The organism is Mesorhizobium sp. B2-2-3, assembly GCF_006442405.1.
Lineage (GTDB): Bacteria > Pseudomonadota > Alphaproteobacteria > Rhizobiales > Rhizobiaceae > Mesorhizobium.
This window is the reverse complement of record NZ_VFWC01000003.1, coordinates 198,904-213,901: the sequence shown is the minus strand read 5'-3', so window position 1 is coordinate 213,901 and position 14,998 is coordinate 198,904. Positions and strand designations below refer to the sequence as shown.

17 protein-coding genes are annotated in these 14,998 nt (G+C 65.0%); 11 read left to right on the top strand and 6 right to left on the bottom strand.

Annotated features, from left to right (window positions below):
* Positions 1-29: 29 nt before the first annotated feature.
* Positions 30-1,073 (bottom strand): DNA polymerase III subunit delta, encoded by a 1,044-nt coding sequence (holA, locus tag FJ951_RS06970; RefSeq protein WP_140514093.1) that lies wholly within the window; start codon positions 1,071-1,073, stop codon positions 30-32.
* A 438-nt stretch (positions 1,074-1,511) separates the two neighbouring features.
* Between holA and FJ951_RS06965 the strand changes: the two genes are divergently transcribed.
* The 4 genes from FJ951_RS06965 (at position 1,512) to lpdA (ending at position 6,789) form a co-directional block, all read left to right on the top strand.
* A complete protein-coding gene (locus tag FJ951_RS06965; protein WP_140514092.1) occupies positions 1,512-2,744 on the top strand; it encodes a 3-methyl-2-oxobutanoate dehydrogenase (2-methylpropanoyl-transferring) subunit alpha in 1,233 nt (410 codons plus the stop codon).
* A 3-nt stretch (positions 2,745-2,747) separates the two neighbouring features.
* Positions 2,748-3,761 (top strand): alpha-ketoacid dehydrogenase subunit beta, encoded by a 1,014-nt coding sequence (locus FJ951_RS06960; RefSeq protein WP_140514091.1) that lies wholly within the window; start codon positions 2,748-2,750, stop codon positions 3,759-3,761.
* A gap of 16 nt (positions 3,762-3,777) precedes the next feature.
* Positions 3,778-5,157, top strand: coding sequence for a dihydrolipoamide acetyltransferase family protein (locus tag FJ951_RS06955; RefSeq protein ID WP_140514090.1), 1,380 nt, complete (start codon positions 3,778-3,780; stop codon positions 5,155-5,157).
* A 234-nt stretch (positions 5,158-5,391) separates the two neighbouring features.
* On the top strand, positions 5,392-6,789 hold the full coding sequence (gene lpdA, locus FJ951_RS06945) for a dihydrolipoyl dehydrogenase (RefSeq protein WP_140514089.1): 1,398 nt from the start codon (positions 5,392-5,394) through the stop codon (positions 6,787-6,789).
* A 113-nt stretch (positions 6,790-6,902) separates the two neighbouring features.
* Here the strand turns inward: lpdA and FJ951_RS06940 are convergent, their stop codons facing one another.
* Complete coding sequence (locus tag FJ951_RS06940; protein WP_140514088.1) at positions 6,903-7,826, bottom strand: hypothetical protein; 924 nt, start codon at positions 7,824-7,826, stop codon at positions 6,903-6,905.
* A gap of 69 nt (positions 7,827-7,895) precedes the next feature.
* Complete coding sequence (leuD, locus tag FJ951_RS06935) at positions 7,896-8,501, bottom strand: 3-isopropylmalate dehydratase small subunit (RefSeq protein ID WP_140491959.1); 606 nt, start codon at positions 8,499-8,501, stop codon at positions 7,896-7,898.
* 154 nt (positions 8,502-8,655) lie between these two features.
* Between leuD and FJ951_RS06930 the strand changes: the two genes are divergently transcribed.
* The 4 genes from FJ951_RS06930 (at position 8,656) to FJ951_RS06915 (ending at position 10,470) form a co-directional block, all read left to right on the top strand.
* Positions 8,656-9,075 (top strand): GNAT family N-acetyltransferase, encoded by a 420-nt coding sequence (locus FJ951_RS06930; protein WP_140491962.1) that lies wholly within the window; start codon positions 8,656-8,658, stop codon positions 9,073-9,075.
* A 91-nt stretch (positions 9,076-9,166) separates the two neighbouring features.
* A complete protein-coding gene (locus FJ951_RS06925; RefSeq protein ID WP_140514430.1) occupies positions 9,167-9,478 on the top strand; it encodes a metalloregulator ArsR/SmtB family transcription factor in 312 nt (103 codons plus the stop codon).
* Positions 9,478-9,924, top strand: coding sequence for an SRPBCC family protein (locus tag FJ951_RS06920; RefSeq protein WP_140514087.1), 447 nt, complete (start codon positions 9,478-9,480; stop codon positions 9,922-9,924). The genes FJ951_RS06925 and FJ951_RS06920 overlap by 1 nt, the downstream gene beginning before the upstream one ends.
* 42 nt (positions 9,925-9,966) lie before the next feature.
* Positions 9,967-10,470 carry an SRPBCC domain-containing protein gene (locus tag FJ951_RS06915; protein ID WP_140514086.1) on the top strand — a complete coding sequence of 168 codons (504 nt, stop codon included), beginning with the start codon at positions 9,967-9,969 and terminating at the stop codon, positions 10,468-10,470.
* 60 nt (positions 10,471-10,530) lie between these two features.
* Here the strand turns inward: FJ951_RS06915 and FJ951_RS06910 are convergent, their stop codons facing one another.
* Positions 10,531-11,697 carry an FAD-binding oxidoreductase gene (locus tag FJ951_RS06910; protein WP_140514085.1) on the bottom strand — a complete coding sequence of 389 codons (1,167 nt, stop codon included), beginning with the start codon at positions 11,695-11,697 and terminating at the stop codon, positions 10,531-10,533.
* Between the two features lie 212 nt (positions 11,698-11,909).
* Here FJ951_RS06910 and FJ951_RS06900 point away from each other — a divergent pair, with 212 nt between their 5' ends.
* Both FJ951_RS06900 and FJ951_RS06895 read left to right on the top strand, forming a co-directional pair.
* Positions 11,910-12,806, top strand: a complete 897-nt coding sequence (locus tag FJ951_RS06900; protein WP_140524505.1) for a CoA ester lyase — start codon at positions 11,910-11,912, stop codon at positions 12,804-12,806.
* Positions 12,807-12,861: 55 nt separating this feature from the next.
* Positions 12,862-13,068, top strand: coding sequence for a DUF1737 domain-containing protein (locus tag FJ951_RS06895; RefSeq protein WP_140493464.1), 207 nt, complete (start codon positions 12,862-12,864; stop codon positions 13,066-13,068).
* On the opposite strand, the gene FJ951_RS06890 is transcribed toward FJ951_RS06895, so the two are convergent.
* Positions 13,055-13,732, bottom strand: coding sequence for a hypothetical protein (locus FJ951_RS06890; RefSeq protein WP_210239739.1), 678 nt, complete (start codon positions 13,730-13,732; stop codon positions 13,055-13,057). The two genes, FJ951_RS06895 and FJ951_RS06890, sit on opposite strands and share 14 nt — an antisense overlap.
* A gap of 170 nt (positions 13,733-13,902) precedes the next feature.
* Between FJ951_RS06890 and FJ951_RS06885 the strand changes: the two genes are divergently transcribed.
* Complete coding sequence (locus tag FJ951_RS06885; protein WP_140514082.1) at positions 13,903-14,532, top strand: TetR/AcrR family transcriptional regulator; 630 nt, start codon at positions 13,903-13,905, stop codon at positions 14,530-14,532.
* Between the two features lie 19 nt (positions 14,533-14,551).
* Here FJ951_RS06885 and FJ951_RS06880 read toward each other — a convergent pair whose 3' ends face one another.
* Positions 14,552-14,974, bottom strand: coding sequence for a metallopeptidase family protein (locus FJ951_RS06880; RefSeq protein WP_140491980.1), 423 nt, complete (start codon positions 14,972-14,974; stop codon positions 14,552-14,554).
* Positions 14,975-14,998: the final 24 nt, after the last annotated feature.

Here is a 14,998-nt window from a genome sequence, read left to right as displayed (position 1 = left end):
CGGAGGCAGGCGCCCGGTGCCGAAAGGGCCTAACGCTGTGCCAGCCTCGCGCTTTCCACCGCGATCCCGAGCAGCGCCTGCCTTGCCAGCGCCACCGACAGGTCCGGCCTTCGCCGCGTCTGCAGCACGGCGGTCTGCAGCCGGGTCAGCGTGCGGCCGAGCGCCTCGACGCTCCAGCGTTCCAGCGCCTTCTCCACCAGCTTGCGGCGCGAGAAGAAAACCGGCGGGCGCGCCGCCGCCACCACCGACGCGGCATTGCGGCCGCCGGCCTCCATCTGGCCGCGCATGGACTGCATCGCCTGAAACTGCCGCATCGCCGAGGACAGCACCAGGAAGGGTTGGCCGCCTGCCTGGCAATGGCGGGTGAAGGCGGTGTCGAACTCGCCGACCTTGCCTTCGAGAAGCGCGTCGACGGCATCGTCGAAGGACGCGCCGGAAACGTCGCCGGACATCGCCCTGACGTCGTCGAGGCCGATTTCCTTCTGGCCATGGACATAAAGCAGCAGCTTGTCGATCTCGCCGCGCGAGGCCAGCCGGTCGCCGCCGAGATTGCGGCGCAGCGCCTGTCTTGCCTCAAGCGTCATCGTCGCGCCGGTCTTGCGCAGCTCATCGTCGATAACGGCATCGATGTCCCTGGCCTCGTCGGCATAGCAGGGCAGCGCCATGGCGTTGTCGGCCGCCTCGACGACGGCGCGCAGCCCGACGCCCTTCTTGAGATCGCCGGCCTCGATGAGGATGATCGCGTCCCGTACGGGCTCCGCCGTCAGCGCCTTGACGTCGTCGGCCAGCGCCTTCTGGCCGCCGGCATTGCGCACCCACAGCAGGCGGCGGTCGGAAAACATCGGCACGGTGCGCGCCTCGTCGAGCAGCCGGCCCTCGTCGCGCTCGACTTCGGAGCCGTCGAGCCTGACCACCGAGAAGGGGTCGTCGAGCGGCAGGCCGGTCGCGGCGGCAAAAGCCTTGGCGCGCTCCGAGACGAGGCCCCGATCGGGGCCATAAAGCAGGACGATCGCCATGCGCGGGTCCGGCTTCGCGAGCCAGGAATCCACCTCGTATGCTTTCTTCTGTGCCATCGAGGGTGGTTAGCATGATGTTGGGGCGGAGTGAACGCTTTCCAGTTCACCTCGGAAGAACTGCTTCGAGGGAAGATCGACCCCCACTCCGTCGAGCTGCGCTCGACACCTCTCCCCCGATCGACGGGGGAGAGGAAGGGCGCCACGTTTGGCGGACCCGCGATTCTCCTCTCCTTCCGCAGGCGTGAAAGTGGGCGCGGCAGCCAAGCTTGCCAAACAATCACCTATCTGGCGACAAACCTCACGCGACCTTGCACCTAATTGCGCGGCGCCGCCCAACATCGACAAGAAATTTCGCCGACATATCTTCATCTTGGTGCGCGGCAGGCTGTATCGGCCGGCTTGGCCGGCCCGATGCCCGGAGGCTTGCCCGGTGAATTCGCACTGGCGGCGCGGATATGCAAATATCGGTGCCGGGCGACATGGAGGACGAAGGTCATGGCCGATGCTGGGATGTTGCGCTTCCATGTTCCGGAGCCCGAGGTGCGGCCGGGCGGCACGCCTGATTTCTCCAACGTGACCATCGCCGCCGCCGGCTCGGTGCCGCGCCCCGAAATCGACGTCGATCCACGCGCCATCCGCGACATGGCCTTCTCGATCATCCGGGTGCTGAACCGCGCCGGCGAGGCGGTGGGGCCGTGGGCGGGGCTGCTCTCCGACGAGGAACTGCTCGAAGGCCTGCGCCACATGATGACGCTGAGGACCTTCGATGCGCGCATGCAGATGGCGCAGCGGCAGGGCAAGACCTCCTTCTACATGCAGCATCTGGGCGAAGAGGCGGTGAGCTGCGCCTTCCGCAAGGCGCTCGCCCCCGGCGACATGAATTTCCCGACCTATCGGCAGGCCGGGCTGCTCATCGCCGACGGCTACCCGATGGTCACGATGATGAACCAGATCTATTCCAACGAGGCCGACCCGCTGAAGGGCCGGCAATTGCCCATCATGTATTCGTCCAAGGAGCACGGCTTCTTCTCGATCTCGGGCAATCTGGCGACGCAGTATATCCAGGCGGTCGGCTGGGCGATGGCCTCGGCGATCTCGAACGACTCAAGGATCGCCGCGGCCTGGATCGGCGACGGCTCGACGGCGGAATCCGACTTCCATTCGGCGCTGGTGTTCGCCTCGACCTACAAGGCGCCCGTGGTGCTCAATGTCGTCAACAACCAGTGGGCAATCTCGACGTTTCAAGGCATAGCGCGCGGCGGCGCGGGCACTTTCGCCGCGCGCGGGCTGGGTTTCGGCATCCCGGCGCTGCGCGTCGACGGCAACGACTATCTCGCCGTCCACGCCGTGGCGAAATGGGCGGCCGAGCGCGCGCGCAGCAACCTGGGGCCGACGCTGGTCGAATATGTCACCTACCGCGCCGGCGCGCATTCGAGCTCGGACGATCCCTCGGCCTACCGGCCGAAGACCGAATCCGATGCCTGGCCGCTCGGCGACCCGGTGGTTCGGCTGAAGAACCATCTCATCCGGCTCGGCGTCTGGTCGGAGGAGCGGCACAAGCAGGCCGAAGCGGAAATCCTCGACACGGTGATCGCGGCGCAGAAGGAAGCCGAAAGCCACGGCACGCTGCACGCCGGCGGCAAGCCGTCGACGCGCGACATGTTCGAGGGCCTCTATGCCGAGATGCCGCCGCATCTGCGGCGCCAGCGCCAGCAGGCGGGGGTCTGAGCCATGCCGAGGCGGACCATGATCGAGGCCATTCGCGACGCGATGGACGTGTCGATGGAGCGCGACGAGAAAGTGGTGGTGTTCGGCGAGGATGTCGGCTTTTTCGGCGGCGTGTTCCGCTGCACGCAAGGCCTGCAGGCGAAATACGGCAAGAGCCGCTGCTTCGACGCACCGATCAACGAATCCGGCATTGTCGGCTCGGCCATCGGCATGGCCGCCTATGGGCTGAAGCCGTGCGTGGAGATCCAGTTTGCCGACTACATGTACCCGGCTTACGACCAGCTGACCCAGGAAGCCGCGAGGCTGCGCTATCGCTCGAACGGCGACTTCACCTGCCCGATCGTGGTGCGCATGCCGACCGGCGGCGGCATATTCGGCGGCCAGACGCACAGCCAGAGCCCGGAAGCGTTGTTCACCCATGTGTCGGGGCTGAAGACTGTCGTGCCCTCGAACCCGCATGACGCCAAGGGACTGCTGATCGCGGCGATCGAAGATCCCGACCCGGTCATCTTCCTCGAGCCGAAGCGGCTCTACAACGGTCCGTTCGACGGCCATCACGACCGTCCGGTGACGCCGTGGTCGAAGCACGAGCTGGGCGAGGTCGCCGACGGCCACTACATCGTGCCGCTCGGCAAGGCCGCGATCCGCCGGGCCGGCTCCGCCGTCACGGTGCTGGCGTACGGCACAATGGTCTATGTCGCGCAGGCGGCGGCCGAGGAGACCGGCATCGATGCCGAGATCGTCGATCTCAGGACGCTGTTGCCGCTCGACCTCGACACCATCGTGGCGTCGGTGAAGAAGACCGGACGCTGCGTCGTGGTGCACGAGGCGACGCTGACCTCCGGCTTCGGAGCGGAGCTGGTCGCGCTTGTGCAGGAAAACTGCTTCTACCATCTGGAGGCACCGGTGGCCCGCGTCGCCGGCTGGGACACGCCCTATCCGCATGCGCAGGAATGGGACTATTTCCCCGGTCCGGCCCGCGTCGGCCGGGCGCTTACGGAAACATTGGAAGCCTAGAACGGGGAGGCCCGACATGGGCGAACACATCATCAAGCTGCCCGATGTCGGCGAGGGCGTCGCCGAGGCGGAACTCGTCGAATGGCATGTCAAGGTCGGCGACATCGTGCGCGAGGACATGATGCTTGCCGCCGTGATGACCGACAAGGCCACGGTCGAGATCCCTTCCCCCGTCGACGGCGAGATCCTGTGGCTGGGCGCCGATATCGGCGACACGGTGGCGATCGGCTCGCCCATCGTGCGGCTGAAGGTGGCCGGCGAGGGCAATGTCGTTGGCGGTGCGATGCCGGCGGAAGTGACGGCTGAAAGTATCTCCGATGATACGGGGGCTCGCCCGGTCTCGGACCTGGAGCCGTCATCGCCCAATCTGTCGCCGTCATCCTCGGGCTTGTCCCGAGGATCCGCCGTCCCACAGGGATATGACGCGACCAGTTCCGGAAGGTCGGTAGATCCTCGGGACAAGCCCGAGGATGACGGCGCCAGGTCCAAGGTCAACAGCGCGCCGCGTGCGCAAGGTGAAAGGCCGCTGGCCTCGCCGGCCGTGCGGCTGCGTGCGAAGGAAGCGGGCATCGACCTCAGGCAGGTCCAGGGAAGCGGCCCGGCCGGCCGCATCGGCCATGAGGACATCGAGGCGTTCCTGGCGCGCGGGCCGCACATGGCAAAGGCATCCGGCCTCGCCCGCAACGATGCCGTCGAGGACATCAAGGTGGTGGGCCTGCGGCGCAAGATCGCCGAGAAGATGACGCTGGCGACGTCGCGCATCCCGCACATCACCTATGTCGAGGAGATCGACGTCACCGCGCTCGAGGATCTGCGCGCCGCGCTCAACAAGGAGAAGCGGGCGGCCAAGGGGACGGAAAGGCCCAAGCTGACGCTGCTGCCGTTCCTGATGCGAGCGATGGTCAAGGCGATTGCGGACCAGCCCAACCTCAATGCGCTGTTCGACGACGAGGCCGGCATCATCCACCAGCATGGCGGCGTCCATATCGGCATCGCCGCGCAGACGCCGTCGGGACTGGTGGTGCCCGTCGTCAAGCACGCCGAAGCGCTGGACATCTGGGAATGCGGCGCGGAGGTCGCCAGGTTGGCCGAGGCGGCCAAGTCGGGAACCGCGACGCGCGACGAGCTCTCCGGTTCGACCATAACCATCACCTCGCTCGGCGCCATGGGCGGCGTGGCGACGACGCCGGTCATCAACCACCCGGAAGTGGCGATCCTCGGCGTCAACAAGATGATGGTGCGGCCGGTATGGGACGGTACCCAGTTCATCCCGCGCAAGATGATGAACCTGTCGTCGAGCTTCGACCATCGCGTCATCGACGGCTGGGACGCGGCGGTGTTCATCCAGCGCATCAAGACGCTCCTGGAAACGCCGGCGCTGATTTTCGTGGATTGAGGGTGGATCATTCGAGATGATGGCGGGAGAGCGCCCCCCTCTGCCTTGCCAGGCATCTCCCGCACAAGGGGGGAGATCAGATGTCACGCCGGCTTTCGCCAATCACCAGCGCTGCGGGATTGAGCGAGGCGCCGAAGCCTCCAATCTCCCCCCTCGTGGGGGAGATGTCCGGCAGGACAGAGGGGGGCGCGAAGAATCTCGACGGAGCGTTTCCTCGGATCGAAGGGTCACGTCATGAAAGAAATCTCCTGCAAGCTGCTGGTCATCGGCGCGGGGCCGGGCGGCTATGTCTGCGCTATTCGTGCCGGGCAGCTCGGCGTCGATACCGTCATCGTCGAGGCCGGCAAGCCGGGCGGCACCTGTCTCAATGTTGGCTGCATTCCTTCCAAGGCACTGATCCATGCAGCGGAGGAGTTCGAGAAGGTCGCGCAGATGGCGGGCGGCAACAGCCCGCTCGGCATTTCGGTGGCCGCGCCGGCGCTGGATCTGGGCAAGGCGGTCGCTTGGAAGGACGGCATCGTTAGTCGGCTTAACAGCGGTGTCGCCGGCCTTCTCAAGAAGGCCGGGGTGAAGACCGTGCACGGCTGGGCGACGTTTCGAGACGGCAAGACCGTCGCGGTCGAGACCGAGACGGGAAGCCAGGTGATCCGCGCCGAAGCGGTGGTGATCGCCACCGGCTCGGCCCCGGTCGAGTTGCCGTTCCTGCCGTTCGGCGGGCCGGTGATCTCGTCGACGGAAGCGCTGGCGCTGAAGGAGGTGCCGCAGCGGCTGGCGGTGGTCGGCGGCGGCTATATCGGCCTGGAGCTCGGCACGGCCTTCGCCAAGATGGGCGCGGCGGTGACCGTGGTCGAGGCCTTGCCGCGCGTGCTGGCGCAGTATGACGCCGAACTGACGCGGCCGGTGGTCAAGCGGCTGGCGGCACTCGGCATCGAAATGATGCCAGGCGCCAAGGCCAAGGGCCTGTCGACGAAAGGCGATGCGCTGCTGGTCGAGACCTCGGACGGCAAGGATGCGAGGATCGCCGCCGACAAGATCCTGGTCACGGTCGGCCGCAAGCCGGTGACGGAAGGGTGGGGGCTCGACCAGATCGACCTCGACATGGCGGGGCGATTCATCCGCATCGACGAGCAGTGCCGTACCTCCATGCGCGGCATCTTCGCCATTGGCGACGTGACCGGCGAGCCGATGCTGGCGCACCGGGCGATGGCGCAAGGCGAGATGGTCGCCGAAATCATCGCCGGCCATAAGCGCAGCTGGGACAAGCGGGCTATCCCCGCCGTCTGCTTCACCGACCCGGAGCTGGTCACCGTCGGCCTGTCGCCGGAAGAGGCCAAGGCGCTCGGCGGCGAAATCAAGGTCGGGATGTTTCCCTTCGCCGCCAATGGCCGCGCGATGACCAGGCTTGGCGAGGATGGCTTTGTCCGCGTCGTCGCCCGCGCGGACAATCATCTGGTGCTGGGCATCCAGGCGGTCGGCCAAAGCGTGTCGGAACTGTCGGCGGCCTTCGGCCTGGCGCTCGAAATGGGCACGCGGCTGGAGGACATCGCCGGCACCATCCACGCCCATCCGACACAGGGCGAAGGCTTCCAGGAAGCGGCGCTGAAGGCGCTGGGACACGCGCTGCATATCTAATTCGGGACGGCGGAAAGCACCCCCCTCTGCCCTGCCGGACATCTCCCGCTCAAGCGGGGAGATTGGCAGCTCAGGCGCCCCGCACATCCCGCCAACGGGGGCGCAATTCGGAGTTAATTCGCCGCGCTCATCGCCTTGTCGAGCGCTGCCTTCACGTCGGCCGGCCAGGTCTTCACCGGGGGCTTGGCGTCCGGCTCGCCATTGTCGCCGCGGCGGGCGAAATAGAGCTTGTGCTGGCCCGGATCGACCGCCATGAAGCCGTCATTGCCGCCGCAATCGTGCGGCACGCAGCCGCTGGCGTAGAAGGCGCCGGACGCGGTCTTTTCAGTGCCGCCGCCGACCAGCAGGCTGGTCGCCATGTCGGGCATGTCCTTGCCGAGCAGCGCCTCGGCCGCCTTGTAGACGGCCTCATTGTGGAAGGCGTCGATGATGTTGTCGTATTTCGACGGATCGATGTCCTTCCAGTCGGTGCCGGGTTCGGGCATGTAGGTCAGATTGCCGGAGATCGTCAGCCCCGATGTCGGCGACCACTGCAATGCCGGTTTCGAATCGCCGGGCAGGAGATAGGGCACGAAATAGATGGCGCTGTCGGAGACGGCCGTAGGCGGCGCGCCGCACTCGTCCTGCTCGACGGTGGTGCTCTGGATCTCCGCGCCTTCCGGTTTCCAGACGATCACCGTCGCCGGCCCGCACTGGTTGCCGCCGTCGCCGACGTCGAACAGCGCCACCTTGACGCCGCCGACCTCGACGATCTTGTCGAAGAAGACGTCGTAATTGCCGGCCAGCTGCTTGCCGTCATAGGCAAGCACCTTCTCGCCATACTGTTCCTGCTGGGTGATGGTGAACTGGCCGCCCTCGAACGGGACCGGCGCCTGTTTGTCGTCGTCGGAAACGTCGGCGGCTCCCTGATCCGTGGCCGGCGTCTCGCTTGCCGCCGGTGGCTGCGCCTCTGGCGTCTCGGCCTGCGCATGCGCGCCGGCCATCGTCGCCACGGTCATGGCCAGGGCGCAGGCGCTGGCAAGAAGCGGGCGTATCATGACAGTTCCTCCTTCAGCTGCCGCAAGCCCGGCCAGCGACGGCCGGGCCGATGTCGTCAGCCGCGCCGTTCAGGCCCAGGGGCGCAGCTCGGCGTTCTTCTTCTCGAACGAAGCGATGGCGCCGGCCTTCTCCATCGTCAGGCCGATATCGTCGAGGCCGTTCAGCAGGCAATGACGCTTGAAGTCATCGAGGTCGAACTTGACCACGCCGCCGTCGGGCCCGCGGATCTCCTTGGCCTCGAGGTCGATCGACAAAGTGGCGTTGGAGCCGCGCGAAGCGTCGTCCATCAGCTTGTCGAGATCCTCGGGGCTGACGGTGATGGGCAGCACGCCGTTCTTGAAGCAGTTGTTATAGAAGATGTCGGCGAAGGAGGTCGAGATGACGCAGCGTATGCCGAAATCGAGCAGCGCCCACGGCGCGTGCTCGCGCGAGGAGCCGCAGCCGAAATTGTCGCCGGCGACGAGGATCTGCGCCTTGCGGTAGGCCGGCTTGTTGAGCACGAAATCCGGATTCTCCGAACCGTCGTCCTTGTAGCGCATCTCGGCGAACAGGCCGCTGCCGAGCCCGGTGCGCTTGATCGTCTTGAGGTAGTCCTTGGGGATGATCATGTCGGTGTCGACGTTGACGATCGGCATGGGCGCGGCGACGCCGGTGAGCTTGGTGAATTTTTCCATGGTCTTTGCCCGTCTTCCTGGCATTGCGGGGGATTGCTGGCGCCCGGTTTACACAAAGCCGGCGACAAATAAAAGGCAGGTGTTCGCGCGCGTCGGCACGGGGTGCCGCACAAACGGCTTCGAATTCGCGGCCCGATGGTGCAGTCTGGCTGTGATGGCTGAAAAAATTCTCTATGCACGCGAACCCGCGCTCGACGTCGCCGAATTCCGCCGCGTGCTGGTGGACTCCGGCCTTGGCGAGATCCGTCCCGTCGATGATGCCGACAGGCTGCGGGCGATGCTGTCGGGCGCCAATCTGGTGCTGACCGCGCGGCTGGATACCGAAGGCAAGCCCCTGGTCGGCGTCATCAGGGCCGTGACGGACTTCTCCTGGGTCTGCTACATCTCCGATCTCGCCGTTTCCGGATCGGCGCAGGGGCTCGGCATCGGCAAGGGACTGATGGACGAGGCGCGGCGGCAGCTCGGCCCGTCCGTCGCCATCAGCCTGGTTTCCGTGCCCGACGCCGCCGGCTTCTACGAACGCATCGGCATGATGCGCATGGCCGACGCCTTCTGGTTCTCCCGCACGCGCTGACATTTTTTCTCCTGTGGCCGGATCCAGCAGCCGTTGGCATGACATGTCGCCTTGACATGCAACCAAATGGTTGCATATTAGAGCCATGAGCATGGACGCCGTCTTTCGCGCTTTGGCCGACCCGACCCGCCGGCAATTGCTGGACAGCCTTCATGACAGGAACGGGCAGACGCTGAACGGGCTGTGCGCTGAGATGGATATGACGCGCCAGGCGGTGACCAAGCACCTGGCGATCCTCGAGGAGGCGAACCTTGTCACCACAATCCGCAAGGGGCGCGAGAAGGAGCACTACCTCAACCCGGTTCCGATCAACGAGATCGCCGAGCGCTGGATCGGCAAATTCGAGCGGGGGCGGCTCTCCGCCCTCGGCGATCTGAAGAGACGCCTCGAAAGGGAAGACTGATGAGCAACGCCTTCGTTTATGTGACCTACATCCGCACCACGCCCGACAAGCTTTGGCAGGCGCTGACCGAACCGGAATTCCACGAGCAATATTTTCTCGGCGCCCGCATGCAGAGCGACTGGAGAAAGGGCTCCGCGTGGAAGATGGTCTATGCCGACGGCCGGGTGACCGACAGCGGCGAGATCCTCGAGATCGATCCGCCAAGGCGCCTGGTGATCAAATGGCGCAATGAGTTCATGCCGGACGTGAAGGCCGACGGCTACACCACCTGCACCTTCATCATCGAGCAGGAGGGCGACATGATGAAGCTGGCCGTCACCCATGCGGCCGACGGCCCGCACAAGCTGCTGGAGCATGTCGGCAATGGCTGGCCGCTCGTCCTGTCGAGCCTGAAAAGCCTGCTCGAAACCGGGCAGGGCCTGTCTCGGCCGGCGTCGAAAGGCTGAAAATCATCGTTTTCGAGCCGAAACAATCATCCGGAGGCATCGATGTTGCATGTGCCAGTGCCAACTTCAGCCGTGCAGAGCATGACCAATGGCGAGACCGTTATGGCCCAGGCCGAGATCGACGCGCCGGCAGAGCGCGTCTTCCGCGCGCTGATCTCCGACGAGGTCGAACAATGGTGGGGGTCCGCCGACACCTACCGGATGGTGAAATGGTCGGCAGACCCTCGCGCCGGCGGCCGATGGGCCGTCACGGTCCGTGGAGCCGACGGCAGGGAGCTGCCGGCCAACGGGGAATTCCTCGATATCGAGGTGCCGCGCCGGATCGTGCAGACAAGGGCCTATGCCTGGGACCATCCGACGCTTGGCCGCCGGCAAACGACGGTCGCCTGGCTGCTGGAACCAACCGCCGCGGGCACGCGCCTCACCATCTGCCATGGCGGCTTTGCCGGGCTGGCCGAAGCGGCGGCCGAACATGCCGAGGGCTGGGGACGCGTGCTGGGCTGGCTACAGGCGTATTTGGGTGCGGGAAGCCGAGTGGCGGCTTAGCCGACTGGTGGCGGTGCAGACCCTTTTGATGTCAGCGTCAAAGAGGGACCTTGACTCGGCTCAAATCACATTCAACTCGCGGAACGCCCGCCCTTCGGCAACGCGTTCGTAGCCAAAGGGGGAGCAATCGATCGTGCGGTAGCCACCATGGACGATCAGCTCGGCCAGCGCCTTGCCCACGGCGGGCGCCTGCTGCAGGCCGTGGCCGGAAAAGCCGTTGGCGAAGAGGAAATTGCCGACTTCGGGATGCGGGCCGATCACCGCGTTCTGGTCGAGCGTGTTGTAGTCGTAATGACCGGCCCAGGCGCGCGTCGGCTTGATCGCCTCGAAGGCCGGGATGCGGGTCGCCAGCACCGGCCAGATCACCTCTTCGAACAGCGGCCAGTCGACGTCGAAATCGGCGGGATCGGCCGGGCCGTCGCCCTCCTCCGGCTCGGCGCCGCCGGTGAGATAGACCGAGCCTTCCGGCCTGACATAGATGCCGGACGGGTCGACCAGCAGCGGCATGTCGGCATATTTCTCGCGCGCCTCGAAGACGAAGACGTTGCGCTTGCGCGGCTCGACCGGCAGCGCCAGCCCGGCGAGTGCGGCGACCTTGCCCGCGTTCGGCCCTGCGGCATTGACAAGGATGCCGGCCTCGAGCCGTTCGCCATTGTCGAGGCTGACGCCGGTAACGCGGTCACCCTGCCGCTCGATGCCGGTGACCGAAGCATTGATGAAGTCGATCTTCTTCTCCCGCAACGCCTTGCGGAACAGCATCAGCATGGCATGCGCGTCGAACCAGCCCTCGCCGCTGCGGCCATAGGCGCCGGCGGTGATGCCCTCGGCCGACAGCCAAGGGAAACGGCGCACGAGTTGTTCGGCGTCCTCCAGCAAAATGTCGGCGCCTTCGGCAACCTGCGCCTCGTGGTTGGCCCTGAGGATCGGCAGCCCGGCCTCGCCGGCGAGAATGAGATAGCCGCCCTCGCGAAAACCGATGTCGGCGTCGGCGCCGAATTCTTCCTTCAGCCGGCGGAACAGTTTCAGCGTGAATTGCGACAGGCGGATATTTTCCGGAATGGAGAATTGCTGACGGATCGAGGCCATGGATAGCGTTGTCGCCGCGTGGGAAAATTGCGGGTCGCGCTCGACCAGCGCGATCCTGCCGGAAAAGCCCTCCTCGCGCAGATAATAGGCAATCGAGGAGCCGACGATGGCTCCGCCGATGAGGACGATGTCGTAGCGCACTTTTTTCTCCGATCCGCTGCCGGCGTCCTTACGCGACCGGCAAAACAATCTCGAAGCGCGTGCCGCGCTCGGAGTCAACCGGCCGGATCGTGCCATCATGCGCTTTCAGGAGGGCCAGCACGATGCCGAGCCCATGCGGTCCCCCCGGTAGAGCACCGCGCGATGCCGCCTGTTCCCTTGCCTCGACCCGCGGCAGGCGGCATAGATTTGGCATGACGACCGATCCCTACCGCCCGCGCCGCTCGGTGCTCTATGTCCCGGCCTCGAACGACAAGGCGCTGGCCAAGATGGCGCAGCTTGCCTGCGATACCGTCATCATCGACCTGGAGGATGCCGTCGCCCCGGCCGAGAAGGTCGCGGCGCGCGAAAAACTGGCCGGCATCTTCAGCAATCGTCCTGATACCAACCATAGTGGCCGGCGCTGCGAGATGGTGGTGCGCATCAATGCGCTCTCGAGCGAATGGGGCGGCGCCGACCTGCTGGCGGCGGCCAAGGCGGAGCCGGACGGCATCCTGCTGGCCAAGGTCGACACGCCCCGCGACGTGCTCGAGGCGGGTGACGTGCTCGACGACAATTCCGCCCCCGACAGCGTGAAACTATGGGCGATGATCGAGACGCCGAAGGCCGTGCTCAATGTCGGCGCCATCGCCGAACTTGGCCGCGATCCTGCCTCGCGGCTTGATTGTTTCGTTGCCGGAACGAATGACCTGACCAAGGACACCGGCATTATGGCGACGTCGGACCGGCGTTATCTCCTGCCGTGGCTGATGCAGATGGTGCTGGCGGCGCGTGCCGGCGATCTCGATATCGTCGACGGCGTCTTCAACGATTTTCGCGCGCTCGATGCTTTCAGCCGCGAATGCACGGAAGCGGCCGCCATGGGCTTCGACGGCAAGACGCTCATCCATCCCGCCCAGATCGAGGCGGCGAACCGTGCCTTTGCGCCATCGGCGGAGGCGGTGGCCAAGGCCCGCGCGGTGAAGGAGGCCTTTGCGCTTCCGGAAAATGCCGGCAAGAACGTGATTGCGCTGGAGGGAAGGATGGTCGAACGGCTGCACCTTGCGCAGGCCGAAAAACTGCTGGCGAAGGCGGCGGCCGTCGGCGCATGATGTGCCGTGTTGGATTGCCGATCGCGGGCGATGGACTGACGACAGGAATTGAATGATGAAACTCTACCGCTTTCTCACCGCTCCGGACGACGCCAGCTTCTGTCACAAGGTGACGGCGGCGCTGAACAAGGGCTGGCACCTGTTCGGCTCCCCCACCTACGCCTACGACAAGAAGACCAAGACCATGCGCTGCGGCCAGGCCGTGGTGAAGGATGTCGAGGGCCAGGAATACGGGCCGGACACCAAGCTCAGCGACTGGTAGCCCCTCGCATCCACAGCCACGCCGCCAGCCAGGCGATCGATGCCGCAAGCATCGCCAAGCCCAGGTCAAGAGCCAGCTCCGGAACGAACGCACGAAGCGCGATCGGCACCGCGCCAATGAGATAAAGAGCGAGAGGAATGCGCGGCACGCCTCTTGCAACGGCGAGAGAGATTACAAACGCGAGCGTTCCAACCAGAAAAAGAACCGAACTGGCGACCAGAGCCAGACCGAGCGGTCCGGCTCGCAGCTCGACGATGGTTGTGAGCGGAAGCTTCGAAAATACCAGATTGATCACTGCTTCCACGCCTACCAAACTTGCCAACGCAACGAAGTTGATGACAAACGCGATAGTGCCGAACAGCCCCGCGCGCCGGCCAAACGCAAGAAACAGGCCTACGACGAGGCCAAGTGCCAATATCTCGGCGACTGGTGCGAGAAGTTGCGTCAGATCGGTGGTCGCGATGAGCGAGCTGCGTTTAGCCGCGTTGACCAGAAGAATAAGCGCGCTTCCCATCCCGGCGACGGCGGCAAGCCGATAAAGCGTGAGGCTGGGCACAGTCGCGCTCGACCGAACAATCGCGAAATTCTCCTGCTGAAGTTCTTCGGCTGGACTCTGATGCGAAATGACCGATTGCGGGCGGGGTGGGGCTGTTCTGGCGAGCATGTTCGTCTCCTCAGCTGGGAGTTCGGGAGCCGCGAAGACCGTAGGCCTGTTCCGACCCCATCAGTAATCACTGCTTACATCCTCTGGCCGGAATTGTAAACGGCGATTACATAAATCGCGGAATCATGCTACAGAGGCGGGGAGCTGCTCCACGGAACGAAGGGAAAGAGATGGCAAAAGCCAAGGCGCCTCATCGCACTGGTTACCACCATGGCAATTTGCGGGAGGTCCTGATCGATGCCGCGGTTCAACTGGTCGAGGAAGGCGGCCCCGACAATGTGAGCGTGCGCGAAGCCGCAAAACGTGCCGGCGTTTCCCCTGGCGCGCCATTCCGTCACTTCAGCAATAAGACCGCGTTGATGACGGCTGTCGCGGAGCAGGCAATGAGCCGATTCCGCTCGGAGATCACGAATGCGGTCGAGAAGGTTGCGACGGACGATCCGATCGAACGCTTTGCCGCTGTTGGAATCGCCTATTTGCGCTGGGCAATTCGAAACCCCACCCACTTCCAGATCATCTCGACACGCAATCTTATTGATTGGGATGCTTCGGAGTCGCTGCGTCACGATAATGAAGCGGTGCGTTCGCTGATGGAAGCGTCAATGGCAGAAGCACAGCGGCGAAACATGCTCCGGTCGGACGACATGGCAGAGACCCAGATAGCCGCGAGGGCGCTCGTCTACGGGCTCGCACGCATGTACATTGATGGACATTTTGCGCAATGGGCAGTGGCAGGACATACCGGGGAGCAGACTGTGCAGAACGTATTAAAACATTTCGTCACACTCATTGTGAAATGACGGCCTGACGTAGAACCGGTCACTCGGCTGCCTCTTCGATCTTCTCCATATCGTCGTCCGAGAGGCCGAAATGGTGGCCGATCTCGTGGATCAGCACATGGGTGACGATGTCGCCCAAAGTCTCCTCGTTCTCGGCCCAGTAGTCGAGGATGGCGCGGCGATAGAGCGTGATGCGGTTTGGGCCTTCGCCGGTCTGCGGGTTCCAGCGCTCGGCGATGCCGCGTCCCTCGAACAGGCCGAGCAGGTCGAAGGGCGTTTCCAGCGACAGGTCGTCCATGATCTCGTCGGTCGGGAATTCGGCGATCTGGATGACGATCTCGCCGGTCAGCTTGCGAAAATCCTCGGGCAGATGGGCGTATGCCTCCAGCGCCAGGAACTCGATCTCGTCCATCGACGGCGAAAGCTGGTCGTGCCAAATGCGGGTCTTGTAGATGCGGGCCATGCTTTGTCCTTTGATCCCGGCATA